20 protein-coding genes are annotated in these 22,577 nt (G+C 62.2%); 12 read left to right on the top strand and 8 right to left on the bottom strand.

Annotation, left to right across the window (positions count from 1 at the left end):
* Positions 1-152 precede the first annotated feature (152 nt).
* Positions 153-1,778, bottom strand: coding sequence for a glucan biosynthesis protein D (locus tag J3P91_RS22090; RefSeq protein ID WP_434572033.1), 1,626 nt, complete (start codon positions 1,776-1,778; stop codon positions 153-155).
* A 295-nt stretch (positions 1,779-2,073) separates the two neighbouring features.
* On the opposite strand from J3P91_RS22090, the gene J3P91_RS22085 reads away from it, so the two are divergent.
* The 3 genes from J3P91_RS22085 (at position 2,074) to J3P91_RS22075 (ending at position 3,054) form a co-directional block, all read left to right on the top strand.
* On the top strand, positions 2,074-2,259 hold the full coding sequence (locus tag J3P91_RS22085; protein ID WP_434572035.1) for a hypothetical protein: 186 nt from the start codon (positions 2,074-2,076) through the stop codon (positions 2,257-2,259).
* A 148-nt stretch (positions 2,260-2,407) separates the two neighbouring features.
* Positions 2,408-2,653, top strand: coding sequence for an AbrB/MazE/SpoVT family DNA-binding domain-containing protein (locus tag J3P91_RS22080; protein ID WP_434572036.1), 246 nt, complete (start codon positions 2,408-2,410; stop codon positions 2,651-2,653).
* On the top strand, positions 2,653-3,054 hold the full coding sequence (locus tag J3P91_RS22075; RefSeq protein WP_434601748.1) for a type II toxin-antitoxin system VapC family toxin: 402 nt from the start codon (positions 2,653-2,655) through the stop codon (positions 3,052-3,054). Before J3P91_RS22080 ends, J3P91_RS22075 begins: the two co-directional genes overlap by 1 nt.
* A gap of 58 nt (positions 3,055-3,112) precedes the next feature.
* On the opposite strand, the gene J3P91_RS22070 is transcribed toward J3P91_RS22075, so the two are convergent.
* From J3P91_RS22070 to J3P91_RS22040, 7 genes are all read right to left on the bottom strand, one after another.
* A complete protein-coding gene (locus J3P91_RS22070; RefSeq protein ID WP_434601747.1) occupies positions 3,113-4,537 on the bottom strand; it encodes a gamma-aminobutyraldehyde dehydrogenase in 1,425 nt (474 codons plus the stop codon).
* 147 nt (positions 4,538-4,684) lie between these two features.
* Positions 4,685-5,497 carry an ABC transporter permease gene (locus J3P91_RS22065; protein ID WP_434601746.1) on the bottom strand — a complete coding sequence of 271 codons (813 nt, stop codon included), beginning with the start codon at positions 5,495-5,497 and terminating at the stop codon, positions 4,685-4,687.
* Entirely contained in the window at positions 5,487-6,434 is a 948-nt protein-coding gene (locus J3P91_RS22060; protein ID WP_434572044.1) for an ABC transporter permease, read from the bottom strand. The genes J3P91_RS22065 and J3P91_RS22060 overlap by 11 nt, the downstream gene beginning before the upstream one ends.
* Position 6,435: 1 nt before the next feature.
* Entirely contained in the window at positions 6,436-7,473 is a 1,038-nt protein-coding gene (locus J3P91_RS22055; RefSeq protein ID WP_434601745.1) for an ABC transporter ATP-binding protein, read from the bottom strand.
* Positions 7,474-7,705: 232 nt separating this feature from the next.
* A complete protein-coding gene (gene ydcS, locus J3P91_RS22050) occupies positions 7,706-8,857 on the bottom strand; it encodes a putative ABC transporter substrate-binding protein YdcS (protein ID WP_434601744.1) in 1,152 nt (383 codons plus the stop codon).
* Between the two features lie 90 nt (positions 8,858-8,947).
* Positions 8,948-10,405, bottom strand: coding sequence for a gamma-aminobutyraldehyde dehydrogenase (locus tag J3P91_RS22045; RefSeq protein WP_434601743.1), 1,458 nt, complete (start codon positions 10,403-10,405; stop codon positions 8,948-8,950).
* 221 nt (positions 10,406-10,626) lie between these two features.
* Complete coding sequence (locus J3P91_RS22040; RefSeq protein ID WP_434601742.1) at positions 10,627-11,538, bottom strand: LysR family transcriptional regulator; 912 nt, start codon at positions 11,536-11,538, stop codon at positions 10,627-10,629.
* A 196-nt stretch (positions 11,539-11,734) separates the two neighbouring features.
* Between J3P91_RS22040 and J3P91_RS22035 the strand changes: the two genes are divergently transcribed.
* The 9 genes from J3P91_RS22035 to prfB all read left to right on the top strand — a co-directional run bounded on the left by J3P91_RS22035 (position 11,735) and on the right by prfB (position 22,481).
* Positions 11,735-12,445 carry a tellurite resistance TerB family protein gene (locus J3P91_RS22035; protein ID WP_434601741.1) on the top strand — a complete coding sequence of 237 codons (711 nt, stop codon included), beginning with the start codon at positions 11,735-11,737 and terminating at the stop codon, positions 12,443-12,445.
* A 269-nt stretch (positions 12,446-12,714) separates the two neighbouring features.
* On the top strand, positions 12,715-14,337 hold the full coding sequence (locus J3P91_RS22030) for a methyl-accepting chemotaxis protein (protein WP_434601740.1): 1,623 nt from the start codon (positions 12,715-12,717) through the stop codon (positions 14,335-14,337).
* Positions 14,337-14,873, top strand: a complete 537-nt coding sequence (locus J3P91_RS22025; RefSeq protein ID WP_434572057.1) for a chemotaxis protein CheW — start codon at positions 14,337-14,339, stop codon at positions 14,871-14,873. Before J3P91_RS22030 ends, J3P91_RS22025 begins: the two co-directional genes overlap by 1 nt.
* Positions 14,870-16,135, top strand: coding sequence for a CheR family methyltransferase (locus J3P91_RS22020; protein ID WP_434601739.1), 1,266 nt, complete (start codon positions 14,870-14,872; stop codon positions 16,133-16,135). Before J3P91_RS22025 ends, J3P91_RS22020 begins: the two co-directional genes overlap by 4 nt.
* On the top strand, positions 16,132-16,803 hold the full coding sequence (locus J3P91_RS22015) for a chemotaxis protein CheW (protein ID WP_434572060.1): 672 nt from the start codon (positions 16,132-16,134) through the stop codon (positions 16,801-16,803). The genes J3P91_RS22020 and J3P91_RS22015 overlap by 4 nt, the downstream gene beginning before the upstream one ends.
* Entirely contained in the window at positions 16,800-19,070 is a 2,271-nt protein-coding gene (locus J3P91_RS22010; RefSeq protein WP_434601738.1) for a hybrid sensor histidine kinase/response regulator, read from the top strand. The genes J3P91_RS22015 and J3P91_RS22010 overlap by 4 nt, the downstream gene beginning before the upstream one ends.
* Positions 19,067-20,077 carry a chemotaxis response regulator protein-glutamate methylesterase gene (locus J3P91_RS22005; RefSeq protein ID WP_434572063.1) on the top strand — a complete coding sequence of 337 codons (1,011 nt, stop codon included), beginning with the start codon at positions 19,067-19,069 and terminating at the stop codon, positions 20,075-20,077. The genes J3P91_RS22010 and J3P91_RS22005 overlap by 4 nt, the downstream gene beginning before the upstream one ends.
* Before the next feature lie 39 nt (positions 20,078-20,116).
* Entirely contained in the window at positions 20,117-21,118 is a 1,002-nt protein-coding gene (locus J3P91_RS22000) for a diguanylate cyclase domain-containing protein (RefSeq protein WP_434572065.1), read from the top strand.
* Between the two features lie 267 nt (positions 21,119-21,385).
* A protein-coding gene (prfB, locus tag J3P91_RS21995) for a peptide chain release factor 2 (RefSeq protein ID WP_095963568.1) occupies positions 21,386-22,481 on the top strand; the annotation gives its coding sequence in 2 pieces (ribosomal slippage) (positions 21,386-21,457 and positions 21,459-22,481; 1,095 coding nt in all).
* Positions 22,482-22,577: the final 96 nt, after the last annotated feature.

Below are 22,577 nucleotides of genomic sequence, written 5' to 3'. Positions count from 1 at the left end.
TGTTTGTCTGATTGAAAAAATTTGGTGCTTGTACCGGCCTCATCGTCGGATCGCCGCCCGGAGCAGGCTCGCTCCCACAAAAGGATCACAGAGGGCTGTCCACTGTGGGAGCGAGCCTGCTCGCGAAGGCGTCATTCCTGACGCAGCAGGGCTCAGGGGTACTTACGCTTATCCGGCGCCGGCGGGAAGTACTGGTACAACCAGGTCTCGCTCAACGTCCGGTCCTTGGAGCGAATGAACAGGCGCATCTCCACCGGGTCCACGCGGTCGTCAGTCGGGTACCAGTCGAAGGTGATGCGATAACCCTTGATCGCGTCCAGCACCAGCACGTTGAAATCCTTGACCTCGCCGTGGGAGCAGGTCACCACCGGCTCGATGCCGGTGCCCGATGGCAACTGATCGAGACCGCCACCGGTAAAGTCCACCGCGAAGCGCCGTGCCCAGACGGTGGGGTAGTGTTCGCCGGGAGCCCAGCCTTCGATGAAGCCGCCCATGCCGGAACGGGTGGCGTCGACGCGGGCCAGGTCCGTGCTGACCGGTGGCAGGGCGCTCCAGTAGAGTTTGTAGCCATAGTTCAACGAATCGCCGGCAGCGACCGGTTTTTTCGGCGTCCAGAACGCAACGATGTTATCCAGGGTCTCGCCGGTGGTAGGAATTTCCAGCAGGTCGACCGAGCCTTCGCCCCAAGCGGTCGTAGGTTCGACCCACAGGCTTGGCCGTTTGCTGTACCAATCCACGGTGTCCTGGTAACTCTCGAAGTCGTGGTCGGTTTGCACCAGGCCGAAACCTTTCGGGTTGTTGTCGGCGAATGCATTGAACTGCAAGGTGGCGGGGTTGTTCAGCGGACGGCAGACCCACTCGCCGTTGCCGCGCCACATGGCCAGGCGATCGGAGTCGTGGATCTGCGGGTGAATGGTGTCGCACATGCGTCGCTCGACGGTGCCGCAACTGAACATGCTGGTCATCGGCGCGATGCCCAACTGCTCGATGGCGGTACGCGCGTTGACGTGCGCGTCGACTTCCATCACCACCCGGGTAGGCTGGCAGTCGATGTCAAAGCGGTAGGCACCGGTGGCGCTCGGTGAGTCGAGCAGGGCATAGACCACGAAGCGGGTGCTGTTCTTGTCCGGCGTTTCGAACCAGAACTTGGTGAAGTCGGGGAATTCCTCGCGTTTTTTTGCATACGTGTCGATGGCCAGGCCGCGGGCAGACAAGCCGTACTGGCCGGTGGCGTCTACCGCGCGGAAGTAACTGGCGCCGAGAAACGAAACGATGTCGTGCCGGTCCAGCTCCGGTGCCTTGAACACCCGGAAACCTGCGAACCCGAGGTCGCCGGTGAGCTGCGAGGTATTGACCGTGGTCTTCTCGTAGTTGAACAGTTCCGGGCGAAAGTGTACTTCACGCGCCATGCGGGTCTTCGGGTCGACACTGTACATGCGCACCGGCTGCTTGAAGCCCATGCCGACATGGAAAAACTGCACGTCCAGCTTGCCGTCCAGTTCGTTCCACAGCGAATGATTGGCGTCGTACTGGATGGCATTGAACTGCAAGGGGGACATCTGGGCCAGCGTCGGCGGCAGGACTTGCTTGGTGTCGACGTAGCGGCTTGCGGCCAGTCGCAGGGCCTGGTCTTTCAATTGGTTGAAATCGAAGGGACGGGCTTCGCCGTCGGCGGTCTGATCGGCAGCCCAGGCACGTGCGGCCATGAGCCCGGAGGCCGACAGTCCGGTGTAGGCGGCGAAGGCCATGGAGGCCTTGAGCAGATTCCTGCGGTGCATAAATACAACCTTATCTGAAGACAATCCCGAGCCGATCCTGGCAACAGAGACTGGTAAAGGAGTTCGGACATGCCTTTGGCCAAACGCGACGAACGTTAGAACAGATGCCTGAGAGCTGGATCGGTTCACCGAAACGCAAAATCATAGGGGAAATGCCCGCTTGGAGAGATGGGAAAGCGTGGCTTGGTTAAAAATTCTTACAGTTATTTCTGTTTTTGTGAGGATTCGGGAATTTTTTGATCAATTACTTTATGACTGTCTTTACGCTTTGAATCGACGTAACGAAGGACAACCCATCACCAAAATACAGAGCATTACCGAAATGCTGGGGATCTTTCCTGGCCTGACCAGAACACGGAGCAAACGCCCGCTCAGCCTGGAGGAAATGAGGCTGGTCGAGCGTTATCGAGAGTTGTCGGAAAGCGACCGGATCGCCATGCGTTATCTGATGGATGCGATGGGCCGTGCTTCGCGGTTTTGAGCGGAAACCGCAGCAGTTCGAATTCAGCTTTCCTGTTGGGTAATTCGGGTCACAAAAGCCACAGCACATCGACCACCGTAAACGGCAGTTGCAGGTCTGAGCGCGAAGTATTACTTTTTCATAAAAGTAATACCTTAAGGAGAATACAATGCCGACGACTATGACAAGTAAAGGGCAGGTCACCATTCCCAAACCCATCCGCGATGCATTGCACTTGATGCCTGGTAGTGCAGTTGAGTTCAGCATCAATGCGCGCGGTGAAGTGGTGCTGCATGCCGGCAGGCCAGAAACAACGGCCGCAGCCATCAGCGATCGTTTCGAAGCGGTACGTGGCAAGGCGGATATCAAATGGCGTACGGACGATCTTATGGCGCTGCTGCGCGGTGACGACTGATGATATTAGTTGATACCAACGTTCTGATCGATGTGCTGGAGGATGATCCGGTTTGGGCTGACTGGTCTATCCAGCAGCTGCGTGCCCAATCCAGAGCTCATGACCTGGTCATCAATCCAATTATTTACGCAGAGCTGTCCCAGACTTTTTCCACCTTCGAAGCCTTGGATGAGGTGGTCGAGAAGCTGGGGCTGGTGCTGCAGGAAATACCCAGACCAGCATTGTTTCTGGCAGGGAAGGCTTTTGTGCGGTATCGAAAAATGGGCGGTGGAAAAAGTAACGTCCTTGCAGATTTTTTTATCGGTGCACATGCGGCTGTGAAGCGCCTCCCTTTGCTCACCCGTGATGCGAAGCGTTACCAGAATTATTTCCCCTCGGTCGAGTTGGTAGTGCCATCCTGAATGGCGCACCACCACGACCAATCACCTTGATCGTGGAGTGCCTGCCGTTGGCGTAGGCTCAATGCTTGAACATCACATGCCGAACCACCGTGTAATCCTCCAGCCCATACATCGACATGTCTTTGCCATAGCCAGAACGTTTCTGACCGCCATGGGGCATTTCGCTGACGAGCATGAAGTGCGTATTCACCCAGGTGCAGCCGTATTGCAGGCGTGCCGACAAGCGATGGGCACGGCCGATGTCGGCGGTCCACACCGATGAGGCCAGGCCGTAGTCCGAATCGTTGGCCCAGGCCAGCACTTGTGCTTCCTCAAGGAATGGCGTGACGGACACCACCGGACCGAACACTTCGCGGCGGACAATTTCGTCGTCCTGCTGGACGTCGGCCAGCACCGTCGGTTCGAAGAAGAAGCCGTTGCCGTCCACGGCCTTGCCACCGGTGACCAGGCGGATGTGGGGCTGGGCGATGGCCCGCTCGACGAAGCCGGCCACTCGGTCGCGGTGTTGAGCGGTGATCAACGGTCCCATCTCGGTATCGGGTTCGTTCTGCAGGCCGTACTTGATGCTGGCGACGGCGGCGCCGAGTTTTTCGACAAATTTGTCGTAGATGCCTTGCTGGGCATAGATGCGGCAGGCGGCTGTGCAGTCCTGGCCGGCGTTGTAGAAGCCGAAGGTGCGGATGCCTTCCACCACAGCATCAATGTCGGCGTCATCGAAGATGATCACCGGGGCCTTGCCGCCCAGTTCCATGTGCGTGCGCTTGACGCTCTCGGCGGTGCTGGAAATGATGTTCGAGCCGGTGGCGATGGACCCGGTCAGGGAAACCATGCGGACTTTCGGGTGCGTGACGAGCGGTTGGCCGACGGTTTGCCCGCGTCCGAAAACGACATTGAGCACACCTGCCGGGAAAATTTCCGACGCCAGTTCCGCCAGGCGCAACGCGGTCAGTGGCGTCTGTTCCGACGGCTTGAGCACCACCGTATTACCGGCGGCCAGGGCCGGGGCGATTTTCCAGGCGACCATCATCAACGGGTAGTTCCACGGGGCGATGGAAGCGATCACGCCCACCGGGTCGCGACGGATCATCGAGGTGTGCCCCGGCAGGTACTCGCCGCCCGCCGAGCCGTTCATGCAACGGCTGGCGCCGGCAAAGAAACGGAACACATCGGCGATCGCCGGGATTTCATCGTTCAAGGCGGCGCTCAATGGCTTGCCGCAGTTGTCCGATTCGAGCCTGGCCAGTTCTTCACCATTGGCCTCGATGGCATCGGCCAGCTTGAGCAGCAGCAGGGAGCGGTCCTTGGGCGGCACTTGCGACCAGGCATCGAAAGCGCTGTCGGCGGCGCGCACGGCGGCGTCGACCTGGGCCTCGCTGGCTTCATTGATTTCCACCAGGACCCGGCCCAGCGCCGGATTGAAGACGGCCTGGCCAGGGCCGTCGCCGTTCACCAGATGGCCGTTGATCAACAGTTTGGTTTGCATGTCCGTGTCCTCTTGAACGCTGTTGTTTTCCTGTGGGAGCGAGCCTGCTCGCGATGGCGATGCAACAGTCGACATCGCTGCTGAATGCTGATCTGTCATCGCGAGCAGGCTCGCTCCCACATGGCATAGTTTTCATTGGGGCCTGGGTTACTTCCCACCGCTACCGGCCACGCTCTCACCCCCGCGCGTCAGGTAATACGCGCCGAGTATCGGCAGCATCGTCACCAACATCACCAGCATCGCCACCACGTTCGTCACTGGCGCGTCGCGAGGGCGGCTGAGCTGGTTGAGCAGCCAGAGCGGCAGCGTGCGCTCATGACCGGCGGTGAACGTGGTGACGATGATTTCATCGAACGACAGGGCAAACGCCAGCATCCCGCCGGCCAGCAGGGCCGACCCCAGATTAGGCAGGATGATGTAGCGAAAGGTCTGCCAGCCGTCGGCGCCCAGGTCCATCGACGCTTCGATCAGGCTGTGGGAGGTGCGACGCAGACGGGCGATGACGTTGTTGTAGACGATCACCACGCAGAAGGTCGCATGGCCGACGATGATGGTGAACATGCCGGGTTCGATGCCCAGGGTCTTGAACGTCGCCAACAGCGCGATGCCGGTGATGATCCCCGGCAGTGCAATTGGCAGGATCAGCATCAGCGAGATACCCTGCTTGCCGAAAAAATCACGGCGGTACAGTGCCGCCGACGCGAGTGTGCCGAGCACCATGGCAATCAGGGTCGCGACGGCTGCGATCTGCAATGACAACTTGATCGCCTCCAGCACGTCCGGGCGCGAGAAGGCGACGCTGAACCACTTCAGGGTCAGGCCCTTGGGCGGGAAGCTGAACGCAGCGTCTTCAGTGTTGAAGGCATAGAGGAAAATGATCAGGATCGGGAAATGCAGGAACACCAGCCCGCCCCATGCCGCGATCCGCAAGCCCCACGAGGCCTTGGAGTCAGAGTGCATCGAAAGCCCCCAGTCGCTTGACGACAGACAGATAGATGGCGATCAGCACGATGGGCACCAGCGTGAACGCCGCGGCCATGGGCATGTTGCCGATGGCGCCTTGCTGGGCGTAGACCATGCTGCCAACGAAGTAGCCCGGCGGGCCCACCAACTGGGGCACGATGAAATCCCCCAGGGTCAGCGAAAAGGTGAAGATCGAGCCGGCGGCAATGCCCGGGATCGACAGCGGCAGGATTACCTGCATGAAGGTCTGGCGTGGCCTGGCGCCGAGGTCCGCCGAAGCTTGCAGCAGCGATGGCGGCAAGCGCTCCAGGGAGGCCTGGATCGGCAGGATCATGAACGGCAGCCAGATGTAGACGAACACCAGGAAGCGCCCCAGGTGCGAAGTAGACAGCGTGCTGCCACCGACGCCGGGAATGCCCAGCACGAACTGCAACACCGGCCCCAGCCCCAGGTGCTGGATGAACCACTGCGCCACGCCGCCCTTGGCCAGCAGCAGTGTCCAGGCGTAGGCCTTGACGATGTAGCTGGCCCACATCGGCAGCATCACCGCGATGTAGAAAAACGCCTTGGTCTTGCCGCTGGTGTAGCGCGCCATGTAGTAGGCGATCGGGAAGGCGACAATGGCGCTGGCGATGGACACCGCGATCGCCATGGTCAATGTCCGCGCAATGATGTCGAAATTCGACGGCTGGAACAGCGCCGAAAAATTCGCCAGGGTCAGGTCCGGCGTGACCGCCATGGTGAAGTCGTCGAAGGTATAGAAGCCTTGCCACAGCAAGGTCAGCAGCGAGCCCAGGTAGATCGCGCCAAACCAGATCAGCGGTGGCACCAGCAACAGCGACAGGTACAGGTTGGGACGCCGGTACAGCAGGTTCGAAAAGCGTCGCAACGGCGAACCGTGCGTCTCGGTTCGAGTCATGGCCAGGGTGCTCATCTCAGGCCTCGCTGCTGGCGGTATCGTGCAGGGCAACCATTGCCTCGCGGGCCCAGCGCACGGCGAGATGCTGGCCGGTATGGTGCTGGGCGCCGCTGTCGTTCCATTGGCTGTTGGCCTGGCTGAGGCTCAGGGTCTGGCCGTTTTCCAGCTTCAACTCGTAGCGCGTGGCGCTGCCCTGGTACTGGATGTCGTGAAGTAGGCCGCTGACTTCGATTTCATCGCCTGCCAGCAGACCTTCGGCAAAGCGCACGTGTTCCGGGCGGATCGAGAACGGCTGTGGATAACCGCTCAGTTGCCTGGCCAACTCACCGCGAATCACGTTGGAAGTGCCGACGAATTCGGCGACGAAGGTGGTGGCCGGCTTCATGTACAGGTTGCGTGGGGTATCGACCTGTTCGATCCGGCCCTTGTTGAACACCGCCACGCGATCGGACATCGACAGGGCCTCGGTCTGGTCGTGGGTAACGAAGATGAAGGTGATACCCAACTGGCGTTGCAGTTTTTTCAACTCGCTTTGCATCTGTTCGCGCAGCTTCAGGTCGAGCGCGCCCAAGGGCTCATCCAGCAGCAACACACGCGGGCGATTGACCAGCGCGCGGGCCAGGGCAACGCGCTGGCGCTGGCCACCGGACAGTTGCACCGGCTTGCGTTCGCCATAGCCGCCCAGGGCAACCATCTCCAGCGCTTCATCGGCGCGCCTGATGCGCTCGGCCTTGGCGACGCCTTTGACTTTCAGGCCGTAGGCGACGTTGTCGCGTACGTTCATGTGCGGGAACAGGGCGTAGTCCTGGAACACCGTGTTGACGTCCCGCTGATACGGCGCGAGCCCGACGGCTTCCTCTCCATGGATGCGAATCGAACCGGCGCTGGGCTGCTCGAACCCGGCAATCAGCCGCAGGCAAGTGGTCTTGCCCGAGCCGGACGGGCCGAGCATGGAAAAGAACTCGCCGTCCTGGATGTCGATGGAGACCCGGTCAACGGCCTTCACCTCGCCGAACTGACGGGAAACGTGAGTGAACTGGACTGCAAGCGTCATGGTGCGGTGCTCCAGAAAGCGGGGCGGGTATGAAATCTCAACGGTTGGAACGCGGTCCCGTGGCGAGGGAGCTTGCTCCCGCTGGGTGGCGCAGCCACCCCAACACCAGCCGATGCGGTGGGTCAGCTAATACCGCGTCGGTCGGTTTTGGGCGTGCTGCGCGCGCCAGCGGGAGCAAGCTCCCTCGCCACAGGGCTAACCATGTCCCCCGGTCCAAACAGGTGACTGCGACTTAGCGTCCACCCATGATCGCAATGTAATCCTGCGTCCAGCGGCTGTACGGCACGAACTTGCCGCCTTCGGCTTGTGGGGTTTTCCAGAAGGCGATCTTGTCGAACTGGTCGAACCCGTTGGTCTTGCAACCCTCGGCGCCCAGCAGTTCGCTTGCCTTGCACGCCTCGGGCACGGCCGGCAACGAGCCGAACCAGGCGGCTACGTCGCCCTGGACTTTCGGCTGCAGCGACCAGTCCATCCATTTATAGGCGCAGTTGGGGTGCTTGGCCTCGGCGTGCAGCATCGTCGTGTCAGCCCAGCCGGTGGCGCCTTCCTTGGGGATGGTCGAGGCGATCGGCTGTTTTTCGTTGATCAGGCCGTTGACCTGGTATGGCCAGGCGCCGGATGCGACCACGCCTTCGTTCTTGAAATCGCTCATCTGCACGGTCGTGTCATGCCAGTAGCGGTGGATCAACGGCTGCTGGGCACGCAGTAATTCCAGCACGGCCTTGTACTGGGCTTCGTCGAGTTGATACGGATCCTTGATGCCCAGCTCGGGCTTGGCGGTCTTGAGGTAAAGCGCCGCGTCGGCGATGTAGATCGGCCCATCGTAGGCTTGCACCCGGCCCTTGTTCGGCTTGCCGTCGGGCAGGTTCTGCGCCTCGAACAGGACGCCCCAGCTGGTCGGCGCTTGCTTGAATACTTCGGTGTTGTACATCAGTACGTTCGGCCCCCACTGGTACGGCGTCCCGTAGGTCTGTTGGCTGACCACGTACCACGGCGCGTCCTTGAGGCGCGGGTCGAGGTTTTTCCAGTTGGCGATCAACGCGGTATTGATCGGCTGCACGCGTTTGCCGGCAATCAGCCGTAGCGAGGCATCGCCCGACGCGGTGACCAGGTCGTAGCCGCCCTTGGTCATCAGGCTGACCATTTCGTCGGAGGTGGCGGCGGTCTTGACGTTGACCTTGCAGCCGGTTTCTTTCTCGAAACCGCTGACCCAGTCATAGGCCTTGTCGCTTTCGCCGCGTTCGATGTAGCCCGGCCAGGCGACGATATCCAGTTGGCCTTCGCCAGCGCCAATGGCCTTGAGCGGTTCGGCGGCCTGGAGGCTGGCGCTGGCCAGCAGCGCCGTGGTGATTGCGCTGAGCAATGCGGTCTTGTGCGCGTACATGGAAATCCCTCTTGCTTTAATTATGGTCGGGGCAGTTTTCGAACGGGGTGAAGCGCCATGGCTGGCCTGTTATTAGAGTAGTGCTGTTCCCTACAGATGCTGGCGGTGGCGGGCCATGATGTGGCGCACCACGCTGTAGTCCTGAAGCGAATCGCTGGACAGGTCCTTCCCATAACCTGAGCGTTTCAGGCCGCCGTGGGGCATTTCGCTGACCAGCATGAAATGACTGTTGATCCAGGTGCAGCCGTATTGCAGCCGCGCCGCCACCTGCATCGCCTTGTCGAGGTTGTGGGTCCAGACCGAGGAGGCCAGGCCGTATTCCGAATCGTTGGCCCAGTCCACCGCCTGGCTGAGTTCATCGAAACGGGTCACGGTGACCACCGGGCCGAATACTTCGCGCTGGACGATCTCGTCGCTTTGCTTGCAGCCCGCCAACAGCGTGGGCTGGTAATAGAAACCGGCGCCGGAATGCACCGCCGCGCCGGTGATGCGCTCGATATGCGGCTGGCCGAGGGCACGCTCGACGAAACTGGCGACGCGGTCGCGCTGGCGGGTGCTGATCAGCGGGCCGATTTCGTTGTCGACGTCGCGCTTGCCGGCAAAGCGCAGGCTGCTGACCGCCGCGCCGAGTTCAGCCACCAGCCGGTCGTGAATCCCGGCCTGGGCGTAGATCCGGCACGCGGCGGTGCAATCCTGGCCGGCGTTGTAGTAACCATAGGTGCGTACACCCTCGACCACTGCCTGCAGGTCGGCGTCGTCACAGACGATCACCGGGGCCTTGCCGCCCAGTTCCAGGTGCGTGCGCTTGAGGGTTTTTGCCGCGGCCTGGAGGATTTTCTGGCCGGTGACGATATCGCCCGTCAACGAGACCATGCGCACCTTGGGGTGACTGACCAGATGACTGCCGACGCCTTCGCCGCCACCGCAGATGACGTTGATGACGCCGCGCGGCAGGATCTCGGCCAGGATCGGCGCCAGGGCCAGGATCGACAGCGGCGTGTGTTCCGAAGGCTTGAACACCAGGGTATTGCCGGCGGCGAGGGCCGGGGCGATTTTCCAGGCCGCCATCATGATCGGGTAGTTCCAGGGCGCAATGGACGCCACCACGCCAATCGGGTCGCGACGCACCATGCTGGTGTAGCCCGGCAAGTATTCGCCGCTGAGCTGGCCAGTCTGGCAGCGTACGGCGCCGGCAAAAAAACGGAACACATCCACCGTGGCGCTCAGGTCGTCCTGACGCGCCAGGTGCAGTGGCTTGCCACAGTTCAGGGATTCGAGACGGGCCAGGTAATCGGCGTTTTTTTCGACAGCGCCGGCGATCTCCAACAGCAGGTTCGAGCGTTGTTGCGGCGTGGTGCGCGACCAGCCGTCAAAGGCCTGATGAGCCGCGAGGACCGCGGCTTCGACCTGTTCGGTACTGGCCTCGGCGATGTGGGCGAGCACTTCACCGGTGGCCGGGTTGAGGATCGGCTCGACAAAGCCCTCGCCGGGTACGCTTTCGCCGTCGATCAACAACGCTGTACATAACGGGGTTTGCGTGCCGGCCATATTCGCCTTCTCTTTTTTATAACGGTGAACACGGACCCTGTGGGAGCGAGCTTGCTCGCGATAGCGGTATGACAGGCAGCATTAAATTGACTGAAAGACCGCTATCGCGAGCAAGCTCGCTCCCACAATGGCTCGCTCCCACATTGGATTGTGGGGGGTGCAGCAAGACTAGTGCCCAGTCGCCAGGCCGACAAATTCGAAATACTCAAGGCAGCATTCGATTAAATAGATGGCTTGCGTCCGTGGGGCTGTTCGCGGGCAACAGCCAGGAACGGGTCGACCGAGGCCGGGCGTGCCGTGCCCCGGCGCCAGGCGAGTCCGACATCCAGCGTCTGGTTGAGGTCGGCGATGGGTCGTGCCTCGATGATGTCGCCTTCCAGCGACCATGGGCGGTAGGTCATGTCCGGTTGGATCGATACCCCCAGCCCGGCCGCCACCAGGCTGCGTACCGCCTCGGTCGAGGCGGTACGCAGGGTGATCTGCGGTTGCAGGCCCGCACCGCGCCACAGGCGTTGCGCGTTGCGATCCATCTCGTCGACGTTCAGTTGGATCAACGGCTCGCGAGCCACATCCGCAAGGCTGATGCTGTCGTGTTCGAGCAACGGATGCTGGGCCGGCAGCCACAAACGATGGGGCGAGTGGGTCAGTACTTCGGTCTGCAGGGCGTGGCGGTCTTCCAGGTTGGACAGGATCAGCACACCGACGTCGATCTCGCCGCTGACCAGCAGATGTTCGATATAGGGGCGTTCGTCCTCCATCACGCGGATGGCCACATTGGGGTAGGCGCGCTGGAAGCGGGTCAAGAGGTCCGCCAGATAGTACCCGGCGACCAGGCTGGTCACGCCGATGGTGACCTGTCCGGCAACCTGGTCGGTGCTTTGTTGCAGGCTGCGCTTGGCGTTGTCGACGGTGGCGAGTATCAGGTGCGCCTGACGCAGGAACTGATGCCCCTGGTGGGTCAGCGTCATGCCCTTGGCGTGACGGTTGAACAGACTGACGCCGATTTCCTCTTCCAGTTGCTGGATGGCCAGGGTCAGGGTGGATTGGGAGATGAACGCGGTTTGCGCGGCGGCGGAAATCGAACCGGTTTCGGCTACCGCGATGAAATGACGGATCTGGCGCAGGGTCATCATTGTTGGATACCCAGGAAACGTATTTATCGATGTCTTGGAGTGTATATCGTTTTTATCGAATGGCTGCGGCTGCCTTCCAATCACCGGCAAGTCCGTAGGCAACATCTCGAAGCAATCTGGCCGAGGGTGGTGGGGCACTTTCGATCTACGCTGGGGGCCTTATGATCCGGTTAACCCGAATGCGTGGAGGCAGCAAATGAACACCCGTGGATTGCTCGATCAGTTACTCAAGTCCGGTCAGGAAATGTTGCAGAACAAGGCCGGCGGCTCCCAGGGCAAGTCGTCCGGCGGTCTGGGTGGTTTGCTCTGCGGCTCCGGCAACCTCGGCGGAATGCTCTCCGGCGCAGGGGGCGGGGCGCTGGCGGCCAGCGCCATGGGGTTGCTGCTGGGCAACAAGAAAGCCCGTAGCTTTGGCGGCAAGGCCCTGACGTATGGCGGCCTGGCTGCATTGGGCGTGATTGCCTACAAGGCTTATGGCAACTGGCAGGCCCAGCAGGGCAATGCGCCGAAAACCGAACCGCAGACCCTCGACCGCGTCCCACCGGCGCAGGTCGAACAGCACAGCCAGGCGATACTCAAGGCCCTGGTCGCGGCGGCCAAGGCCGACGGCCATGTGGACGAACGCGAGCGTCAACTGATCGAAGGCGAATTCACCAAGCTCGACAACGACCAGGAACTGCAACACTGGCTGCACGCCGAGCTCAACAAACCGCTGGATCCCAGCGACGTCGCCCGGGCGGCCAGCACACCGGAAATCGCCGCCGAAATGTACATCGCCAGCGTGATGCTGGTGGATGAGGAAAACTTCATGGAGAAATCCTACCTCGACGAACTGGCGCGACAACTCAAGCTGGAACCGGGACTGAAGGCGGAGCTGGAGAAGCAGGTGCGTCAGGCGGCTGCATGATCCTGTCTCAGGAAATAATTTTGTGATGTTTGAACAATAATTGCCCACCACTTTCCCTGTGGGAGCGAGCTTGCTCGCGATGGCGTCCGGTCAGTCAGTATTTTATTCACTGACCCACCGCTATCGCGAGCAAGCTCGCTCCCACAGGAGCATCGCTCAACCTGAAAAATCGCAATCCTCGGCTTCGTCAAATTCCCCCAGACCGCCATACAGACGCACCACCACCCTCGGCTATACTCCCGGCAATTCAAAGTACCCGAGGTTTTCCTGTGAAGAACTGGACGTTGCGCCAACGCATTCTGGCGAGTTTTGCGGTGATTATTGCCATCATGTTGCTGATGGTGGTGATCACTTACTCGCGGTTGTTGAAGATCGAGGCCAGTGAACAGGAAGTACGTACCGACGCCGTTCCAGGGGTGTATTACAGTTCCATGATCCGTGGGGGCTGGGTCGACAGTTACGTCAAGACCCAGCAGCTCGTGGGTCTGTCCGATCACCGGGAAATCACCGACGAAGACAAGGCGCTCTACCAGCGGTACGAGCAGCATCTGCGCGATGAAATGCAGCAATACCAGAAGCTGATCCAGGACCCGGCCGACCAGGCCTCATTCGATGAATTCGAAGTCAATCACCAGGACTTCAACAAAGCCCTGGCGAAGGTACTGGATCTGTACCAGCGCAAGGACTACGAAGGCGCTCGGCTGGCGGTGGAAAAAGACCTGACGCCGGCATGGCTCGACGGTCGTGGGCACTTGAACCAGATCATCGAGCGCAATCGTGAGTTGGCTGAGCAGGCCGCCCTGACCATCGGCCGTGCGGTGACAGCCGCCGAGGTCGCCATGGGCCTGTCGTTTGTCGTCGCGGTGCTGGTGGCTGTTATTTGCGGCCTGTTGCTGATGCGCGCGATCATGGCGCCGATGAGCCGCATCGTCGAGATACTCGATGTCATGCGCAGCGGCGATTTGAGCGGACGCCTGAACCTGGCGCGCAAAGACGAGTTCGGCGCTGTGGAGACCGGCTTCAACGACATGATGGCCGAGTTGACGTCACTGGTGTCCCAGGCCCAGCGTTCCTCGGTGCAGGTCACCACCTCGGTGACCGAGATCGCCGCGACCTCACGGCAGCAACAGGCCACGGCCACCGAAACCGCAGCCACCACCACCGAGATCGGCGCGACGTCCCGTGAAATCGCCGCCACCTCTCGCGACCTGGTGCGCACCATGACCGAAGTCTCCAGCGCCGCCGACCAGGCCTCTGTCGCCGCCGGCTCAGGTCAGCAAGGCCTGGCGCGCATGGAAGAGACCATGCATTCGGTGATGGGCGCCGCTGACCTGGTGAACGCCAAGCTGGCGATCCTCAACGAGAAGGCCGGCAACATCAACCAAGTGGTGGTGACCATCGTCAAGGTTGCCGACCAGACCAACCTGTTGTCGCTCAACGCCGCCATCGAGGCCGAGAAAGCCGGTGAGTACGGACGCGGTTTCGCCGTGGTCGCCACAGAGGTACGGCGTCTGGCCGATCAGACCGCTGTCGCCACCTACGACATCGAGCAGATGGTGCGCGAGATCCAGTCCGCTGTCTCGGCGGGTGTGATGGGCATGGACAAATTTTCCGAAGAAGTGCGCCGTGGCATGGCCGAGGTACAGCAGATCGGCGAGCAATTGTCGCAGATCATCCATCAGGTCCAGGCGCTGGCGCCGCGGGTGTTGATGGTCAACGAAGGCATGCAGGCCCAGGCCACCGGTGCCGAGCAGATCAATCACGCCCTGGTGCAACTGGGCGATGCCAGCAGCCAGACCGTGGAGTCCCTACGCCAGGCCAGTTCCGCCATCGACGAGCTCAGCCAGGTGGCCGTGGGCCTGCGCAGCGGCGTCTCGCGTTTCAAAGTCTGATGAGCGATTTCGATGCCCGACGCGGTACCGGGCCGGCGGCCCGGCAGGCGTTGTTCCTGGTGTTTTGCATCGGTAACGAGCGCTACGCCCTGCAAGCCATCGATGTGGTGGAGGTGCTACCGCGCCTGCCGCTCAAGCCGATTGCCCGGACGCCGTCCTGGGTGGCCGGGGTATTCGCCTGGCGTGGCCGGGTGGTGCCGGTGCTCGACCTGTGCGCCTTGACCTTCGGCCAGGCCGCCGAGGCGCGCACCAGCACCCGGCTGGTGCTGGTCAATTACCGGCCCCAGGCGCAGCACGCAGCGCACGTGCTGGGTTTGATCCTGGAACAGGCCACCGACACCCTGCGTTGTGATCCGGCCGACTTCAAGCCTTATGGCCTGGACAATCCCCAGGCGCCTTACCTGGGCCCGGTACGGGAGGATGCCCAAGGAATGCTGCAGTGGGTACGAGTCAACGATTTGCTCGACGAGTCGGTGCGTGCGGTGCTGTTCCCCACGCCGCCGCTGGACCTTGATGGTTTCGAGGATCGGCGATGAACAACGACCAGCGTTTTTTCGATTTCCTCAAGGAGCGCATCGGCCTGGACGTGACGTCCGTCGGCACCGCTATTATCGAGCGGGCCGTGCGCCAGCGCGTCCTTGCCGTGCCCGGCCGGACCACCGATGACTATTGGCAAAGCCTGCAACATTCTGCCCAGGAGCAGCAGGCGCTGATCGAAGCGGTGATCGTCCCGGAGACCTGGTTCTTCCGTTATCCCGAATCCTTCGCGACGCTGGGGCGACTGGCCTCCCAGCGCCTCGCCGCGATCAAGCACCTGCGCGCCCTGCGCATCCTCAGCCTGCCATGCTCCACTGGCGAAGAGCCGTATTCGATCGTCATGGCCCTGTTCGACGCAGGCCTCGGGCCGCATCAGTTCAAAGTCGATGCGATGGACGTCAGCCCGCTGTCCGTTGATAAAGCCCGGCAAGCGCGTTACGGCAGGAACTCCTTCCGTGGCGCGGACCTTGGTTTTCGCGAACGGTATTTCAGTGCCGAGGAGGACGGCTATTACCTCGATGAGCGCATACGTGAACAGGTGCGCCTGCAAGTGGGCAACCTCTTGGATCCGGCCTTGCTGGTGAATGAGGCGCCGTATGATTTTGTGTTCTGTCGCAACCTGCTGATCTATTTCGACCAGCCGACCCAGCAACAGGTATTCGAGGTGCTCAAGCGCCTGACCCATCAGGACGGCGTCCTGTTCATCGGTCCCGCCGAGGGCAGTTTGCTGGGGCGGCTAGGCATGCGCTCGATCGGCATCGCCCAATCGTTCGCCTTCAGCCGCCAGGGCGCGCCCGAGCCGCAACCGCTGCCAACGCTGTTGCCAAGTCCGCTGCCGATTCGCCAGCCGCCACCCCGAGTCGCTGCGCCGCCGCTTCAGCCTCGACCGTTTGCAGCCAGCGTGACGCTGATCGCCCCACCCAGGAGCAGCGACGCGGTGACCTTGCTGGCCAATATCGCCGCCCTGGCCAACGGCGGCAAAAGTGCCGAGGCCCGTGCGGCTTGCGAAGAATATTTGCGCAGCCATGCGCCCAGTGCGCAGGTGTTCTATTGGCTGGGCCTGCTCAGCGACATGGCCGGCAACGCGCTCGAGGCCCAGGGGTTTTATCGCAAGGCGCTGTATCTTGAACCGCAACACGCCGAGGCCCTGGTGCATCTGGCGGCGCTGCTGGCATCCCAGGGAGACGTGGCCGGTGCCCGTCGATTGCAGGAACGTGCGGCCCGCAGTGGGCGCCCGGTTGAGAGTGAGCGCAAACGATGAGTGGTTCGGCTTCCTATAACGTGACTCATGACGATGCCCAGGCCATCGATGACTGCTGGAACCGCATCGGGGTTCACGGCGACAAGTCCTGCCCATTGCTGGTCGAACATATCCATTGCCGCAACTGTTCGGTGTACTCGGCGGCGGCCACCCGTTTGCTCGACCGTTATGCCCTGCGCCAGGATGATCGAGAGCTGGCTCTTGCGCCGGTCGACAGTGACATCGTCACGCGCTCGGTATTGATGTTCCGCCTGGGCGAAGAATGGTTGGGCTTGAGTACTCGCAGCCTGGTGGAAGTGGCGCCGTTGCAGCCGATCCATTCGCTGCCGCACCAGCGTTCGCGTGCCTTGCTCGGCGTTGCGAATGTGCGCGGCGCCCTGGTGGCCTGCCTGTCGCTAGTCGAGTTGTTGGGGCTGGAGCCTGGTTCGGCTGCGCCTTCCGGTGGGCGAATCATGCCGCGCATGCTGATTATCGCCGCCCAGGGCGGACCGGTATTGGTGCCGGTGGATGAGGTGGATGGCATTCATGCAATTGACGAACGCATCCTGGCGGGTGCTTCGCAATCGGCGGGCAAGTACACCCGTGGCGTGTTGCAGTACAAAGGCCGCAGCCTGCGTTGGCTGGATGAAGAGCAGTTGTTGTCCGCCGTGTCCCGGAGCCTGTCATGACCCCCGATCAGATGCGCGACGCCTCGTTGCTCGAACTGTTCAGCCTGGAAGCCGAGGCTCAGACCCAGGTACTCAGCGCCGGCCTGCTGGCCCTGGAGCGTGACCCGACCCAGGCTGACCACCTTGAGTCATGCATGCGCGCGGCCCACTCGCTCAAGGGCGCCGCGCGAATCGTCGGGATCCCCGCCGGGGTCAGCGTGGCCCACGTCATGGAAGATTGCCTGGTCAGCGCCCAGGAACGCCTCCTGGTATTGCGTGCCGAGCATATCGACGCCTTGCTGCAAGGCACCGACCTGCTGACGCGCATCGCGACCCCAGGCAACAGCGTCGGCGCCGAGGACATCGAGGCCTATGTCGCGTTATTGGGTCGCCTGCTGGATCCTGCCGCTGCGGCGGCTTCAAGCGCGATGTCGCCGACCAGTGAGATACCCCTCGAGCCCGTGCGGGTCGAGATGCCGGAGCCTGTGCCCATGCCCATGGAGCCTGTAGAACCGGCGGCAAGGAAAAAGCATGTCACCGAGGAGGGCGAACGGGTCTTGCGGGTCACTGCCGGGCGCCTCAACAGCCTGTTGGACCTGTCGAGCAAGTCGCTGGTCGAAACCCAGCGTCTCAAGCCTTGGCTGGCGACCCTGCTGCGGCTCAAGCGCCAGCAAGGCAATGGCCTGCGTGCTCTTGAAGACCTGAATGTGCATCTCAAGGACCATGCCTTGAGTCTGCAGGCCCAGGAGGCACTCAACGATGCCCGGCGCCTGTTGGCGGAAACCCAGCAGATCCTGGCGCAAAAAACCGCTGAGCTGGATGAATTTGCCTGGCAGGCCGGCCAGCGCGCACAAGTGTTGTACGACACGGCGCTGGCTTGCCGCATGCGCCCGTTTGCCGATGTGCTTGCGGGCCAGGCGCGCATGGTTCGTGACCTGGGACGCAGCCTGGGCAAACAGGTACGCCTGGAAATCGAAGGCGAGAAAACCCAGGTCGATCGCGACGTACTGGAAAAACTCGAAGCGCCCCTGACTCACCTGCTGCGCAACGCCGTCGACCATGGCATCGAGACGCCGGAGCAACGGCTGTTGGCCGGCAAACCCGCCGAAGGCCTGATCCGCTTGCGTGCCTCGCACCAGGCCGGCCTGTTGGTGCTGGAATTGGCGGACGACGGTGCCGGCGTGGATCTGGAGCGGGTGCGCCGCAGCGTCGTGGAGCGTGGTCTTTCTCCCGAGCACACCGCCGCCAGCCTGAGCGAAGAAGAATTGCTGACGTTCCTGTTCCTGCCCGGCTTCAGCCTGCGGGACAAGGTCACCGAGGTGTCCGGGCGCGGTGTCGGCCTGGACGCTGTCCAGCACATGGTCCGGCAGTTGCGTGGCGCAGTGGTGCTGGAGCAGACGGCAGGCGCGGGCAGTCGCTTCCACCTCGAGGTGCCGCTGACGCTTTCGGTGGTGCGCAGCCTGGTGGTGGAAGTCGGCGGCGAGGCTTATGCGTTTCCCTTGGCCCATATCGAACGCATGTGCGACCTGTCGCCCGAGGACATCGTCCAGGTCGAAGGTCGCCAGCATTTCTGGCATGAAGGCCGCCATGTGGGGTTGGTCGCCGCCACGCAATTGCTCAACCGCCCGGTAGCGCCGAACAACGGCCAGAGTCTCAAGGTCGTGGTGATCCGCGAGCGTGAAGTGATCTATGGCGTGGCGGTGGAACGCTTCATCGGCGAGCGAACCCTGGTGGTGCTGCCCCTGGATGAGCGCCTGGGCAAGGTCCAGGACATTTCCGCCGGTGCCTTGCTCGACGACGGCTCGGTGGTGTTGATCGTCGATGTCGAAGACCTGCTGCGTTCGGTAGAAAAGTTGCTCGACACCGGGCGCCTGGAACGCATCGCCCGGCAGAACGAGGCCCAGGCCCCACGCAAGCGGATCCTGGTGGTGGACGACTCGCTGACCGTGCGGGAACTGGAGCGCAAGCTGTTGCTCAATCGTGGTTATGACGTGGCAGTGGCGGTAGACGGCATGGATGGCTGGAACGCGTTGCGTTCGGAGGATTTCGACTTGCTCATCACGGACATCGACATGCCGCGCATGGACGGTATCGAACTGGTGTCGCTGCTGCGCCGCGACAACCGCCTGCAATCGCTGCCGGTGATGGTGGTTTCCTATAAGGATCGCCAGGAAGATCGCCGCCGTGGCCTCGATGCCGGGGCCGACTATTATCTAGCCAAGGCGAGTTTTCATGACGACGCCTTGCTCGACGCCGTGGTCGAATTGATCGGAGGAGCGCGCGCTTGAAGATCGCCATCGTCAATGACATGCCCCTGGCGGTCGAGGCCCTGCGCCGCGCGCTGGCATTCGAGCCCGCGTATCAGTTGGTCTGGGTGGCCGCCAACGGCGCCGAGGCGGTGCAGCGTTGCCATGAATACACGCCGGATCTGATCCTGATGGACCTGTTCATGCCGATCATGGACGGTGTCGAGGCGACCCGGCGAATCATGGCCGACACGCCGTGCGCCATCGTGATCGTCACTGGCGACAGCCAGCAGAACGTCCATCGGGTGTTCGAAGCCATGGGCCATGGCGCCCTGGACGTAGTGGATACCCCGGCGCTGGGCGTCGGCAGGCCGGAGGACGCCGCTGCCCCCTTGCTGCGCAAGATCGCCAACATCGGCTGGCTGATCGGCGAGCGGGGCAACCGTGAGCGCGCCGCGCCGGCTGCGCAGCGGGCCTCGATGTCACGCAACAGCCTGGTGGCGATCGGCTCGTCTGCCGGCGGCCCCGCCGCGTTGGAAGTGCTGCTCAAGGCGCTACCCCGCGATTTCGCCCCGGCCATCGTGCTGGTCCAGCATGTGGACGAAGTGTTTGCCGCGGGCATGGCCGAGTGGCTTGGCGGCGTGTCGGGCCTTGAGGTCCGGCTGGCCCGCGAGGGCGAGACACCGCGAGGCGGGGTGGTGCTGTTGGCCGGAACCAATCATCATTTGCGCCTGTTGAAAAATGGCACGCTGGCGTACACGGCGGAGCCCGTCAACGAAATCTATCGGCCCTCCATCGATGTGTTTTTCGAGAGTGTCGCCAATTTCTGGAGTGGTGAGGCGGTAGGCGTGTTGCTCACCGGCATGGGCCGCGACGGTGCGCAAGGGCTTAAACTGATGCGCCAGCAGGGCTGTGTGACCATCGCCCAGGACCAGCAGAGCAGCGCGGTCTATGGCATGCCCAAGGCGGCCGCCGCTATCGACGCGGCGGCGCAGATACTCGCGCTGGACCGGATAGCGCCACGCCTGGTGGAAATTTTCAGCCAATGATGCCCTCTTGCACCCCAAGCAGTATTCAGGTGAGCCCCCATGACTGATTTACAGCTCGACGACTTCAAGCGCGATGAGAACGCCGCCATGGTCTTGCTGGTCGATGACCAGGCGATGATCGGCGAGGCAGTGCGACGCGGGTTGTCGAACGAGCAGAACATCGACTTCCACTTCTGCTCCGACCCTCACCAGGCCATCGCCCACGCCGTGCGCATCAAGCCGACGGTGATTCTCCAGGACCTGGTGATGCCCGGTCTCGACGGCTTGAGCCTGGTGCGCGAATACCGCAACCATCCGGCCACTCGCGACATCCCGATTATCGTCCTGTCGACCAAGGAGGACCCGCTGATCAAGAGCGCGGCGTTTGGCGCCGGAGCCAACGATTACCTGGTCAAGTTGCCGGACAACATCGAACTGGTAGCGCGGATCCGCTATCACTCGCGCTCCTACATGATGCTGTTGCAGCGCGACGCGGCCTACCGTGCGCTGCGGGTCAGCCAGCAGCAGTTGCTCGACACCAATCTGGTGCTGCAACGGCTGATGAACTCCGATGGCCTGACCGGGCTGTCCAATCGCCGGCACTTCGACGAATACCTGGAACTGGAGTGGCGAAGGGCGCTGCGGGACCAGTCCCAGCTGTCGCTGTTGATGATCGATGTGGATTATTTCAAGTCGTTCAACGACAACTACGGTCACCTTGAAGGCGACGAAGCCCTGCGCAAGGTTGCCACGGCGATTCGTGATGCTTGCAGTCGTCCGTCCGACCTGCCGGCCCGTTATGGCGGCGAGGAGTTCGCCCTGGTCCTGCCCGGCACCTCGCCTGGCGGTGCACGGCTGATGGCCGAAAAGCTGCGCCAGAGCGTCGTTGCCCTGAAAATCCCGCATGCCACGCCCGACGGCGGCGAAAACCTGACCATCAGCATTGGGGTCGCGACCTTCACCCCGCAACAGGGCGGCGAGTGCCGCCAACTGATCTCGGCGGCGGACAAGGGGCTGTACCTGGCCAAGCACAATGGGCGCAATCGGGTGGGGGTTGAATAAACCCTGCCTGGCGAGATTGCTTTTGTGGCGAGGGAGCTTGCTCCCGCTGGGGCGCGCAGCGGCCCTTAAACCAGTTGGCTCGGTGTGCCAGGTCGATTGAGGGGGCCGTTTTGGGGCTGCCGCGCAACCCAGCGGGAGCAAGCTCCCTCGCCACAGGGCCGTACGCTCAATCTCATTCCCCCTAAAGCCGCCAGGCGGGCTGCCGCCGGCGCTTGATTACGTTATACTCGCCGGCTTTCAAAAGTTCGCCAACGAGTGCTGCCCGCCATGGAAATCAACCCGATCCTGAACACCATCAAGGACCTGTCCGAGCGCTCCGAAACTATTCGGGGGTATCTTTGACTACGATCAAAAGCATGAGCGTCTGACCGAAGTCAATCGCGAGCTTGAAGATCCGAATGTCTGGAACAACCCTTCCTACGCCCAGGAACTGGGCCGCGAGCGTTCTGCGCTGGCGCAGATCGTCGAGACCCTGGATGAGTTGTCCAGCGGCCTGGCCGATTGCCGCGACCTGCTGGACATGGCCGTCGAGGAAAACGACGAAGGCGCGGTCGGCGATGTAGTCGCCGAGCTGACGCGCCTGGACGAGAACCTGGCCAAGCTGGAGTTCCGCCGCATGTTCAGCGGCGAGATGGACATGAACAACGCCTACCTGGACATCCAGGCCGGCTCCGGCGGCACCGAGGCCCAGGACTGGGCCAATATCCTGCTGCGCATGTACCTGCGCTGGGCCGACAAACGCGGTTTCGACGCAACCATCATGGAACTGTCCGCCGGTGAAGTCGCCGGGATCAAGGGCGCTACCGTGCACATCAAGGGCGAGTACGCCTTTGGCTGGCTGCGTACCGAGATCGGCGTGCACCGCCTGGTGCGCAAGAGCCCGTTCGACTCCGGCAACCGTCGGCACACCTCGTTCTCGGCGGTATTCGTCTCGCCGGAAATCGATGACAACATCGAGATCGAGATCAACCCGGCCGACCTGCGTATCGACACCTACCGTTCCTCCGGGGCCGGTGGCCAGCACGTAAACACCACCGACTCGGCCGTACGGATCACCCACGTACCGACCAACACCGTGGTCAGTTGCCAGAACGAACGGTCCCAGCACGCGAACAAAGACACCGCGATGAAGATGCTGCGGGCGCGTTTGTACGAGCAGGAAGTGCAGAAGCGCAACGCGGCGTCCCAGGCCCTGGAAGACACCAAGTCCGATATCGGCTGGGGTCACCAGATCCGCTCGTACGTCCTCGACGCCTCGCGGATCAAGGACCTGCGCACCAGCATTGAACGCAGCGACTGCGACAAGGTGCTCGACGGCGACATCGATGAATATTTGATCGCCAGCCTCAAGCAAGGGCTGTAACGCGACACCCACGTGGCGGGCGGGCACGCTTTCGAAGCGCGGCTCGCCGGCAGACTCCGGCCCGGGCCGGGGGCAACGAACCTGTGATGGAAACCT

Origin of the sequence: Pseudomonas sp. Z4-7 (assembly GCF_051131965.1) — a bacterium.
Lineage (GTDB): Bacteria > Pseudomonadota > Gammaproteobacteria > Pseudomonadales > Pseudomonadaceae > Aquipseudomonas.
The sequence above is the reverse complement of the archived record's forward strand: the minus strand, read 5'-3'. Positions and strand labels throughout refer to the sequence as shown.

Excerpts from the sequence above, each read along its gene's own strand:
- J3P91_RS22020 (WP_434601739.1), top strand. The coding sequence starts at position 14,870 with ATGAACAACGACCAGCGTTTTTTCGATTTCCTCAAGGAGCGCATCGGC.
- J3P91_RS22080 (WP_434572036.1), top strand. The coding sequence starts at position 2,408 with ATGCCGACGACTATGACAAGTAAAGGGCAGGTCACCATTCCCAAACCC.
- J3P91_RS22035 (WP_434601741.1), top strand. The coding sequence starts at position 11,735 with ATGAACACCCGTGGATTGCTCGATCAGTTACTCAAGTCCGGTCAGGAA.
- J3P91_RS22090 (WP_434572033.1), bottom strand. The coding sequence starts at position 1,778 with ATGCACCGCAGGAATCTGCTCAAGGCCTCCATGGCCTTCGCCGCCTAC.
- J3P91_RS22075 (WP_434601748.1), top strand. The coding sequence starts at position 2,653 with ATGATATTAGTTGATACCAACGTTCTGATCGATGTGCTGGAGGATGAT.
- J3P91_RS22025 (WP_434572057.1), top strand. The coding sequence starts at position 14,337 with ATGAGCGATTTCGATGCCCGACGCGGTACCGGGCCGGCGGCCCGGCAG.
- J3P91_RS22010 (WP_434601738.1), top strand. The coding sequence starts at position 16,800 with ATGACCCCCGATCAGATGCGCGACGCCTCGTTGCTCGAACTGTTCAGC.
- J3P91_RS22000 (WP_434572065.1), top strand. The coding sequence starts at position 20,117 with ATGACTGATTTACAGCTCGACGACTTCAAGCGCGATGAGAACGCCGCC.
- J3P91_RS22060 (WP_434572044.1), bottom strand. The coding sequence starts at position 6,434 with ATGAGCACCCTGGCCATGACTCGAACCGAGACGCACGGTTCGCCGTTG.
- J3P91_RS22015 (WP_434572060.1), top strand. The coding sequence starts at position 16,132 with ATGAGTGGTTCGGCTTCCTATAACGTGACTCATGACGATGCCCAGGCC.
- J3P91_RS22055 (WP_434601745.1), bottom strand. The coding sequence starts at position 7,473 with ATGACGCTTGCAGTCCAGTTCACTCACGTTTCCCGTCAGTTCGGCGAG.
- J3P91_RS22040 (WP_434601742.1), bottom strand. The coding sequence starts at position 11,538 with ATGATGACCCTGCGCCAGATCCGTCATTTCATCGCGGTAGCCGAAACC.
- J3P91_RS22045 (WP_434601743.1), bottom strand. The coding sequence starts at position 10,405 with ATGGCCGGCACGCAAACCCCGTTATGTACAGCGTTGTTGATCGACGGC.
- ydcS (WP_434601744.1), bottom strand. The coding sequence starts at position 8,857 with ATGTACGCGCACAAGACCGCATTGCTCAGCGCAATCACCACGGCGCTG.
- J3P91_RS22065 (WP_434601746.1), bottom strand. The coding sequence starts at position 5,497 with ATGCACTCTGACTCCAAGGCCTCGTGGGGCTTGCGGATCGCGGCATGG.
- J3P91_RS22070 (WP_434601747.1), bottom strand. The coding sequence starts at position 4,537 with ATGCAAACCAAACTGTTGATCAACGGCCATCTGGTGAACGGCGACGGC.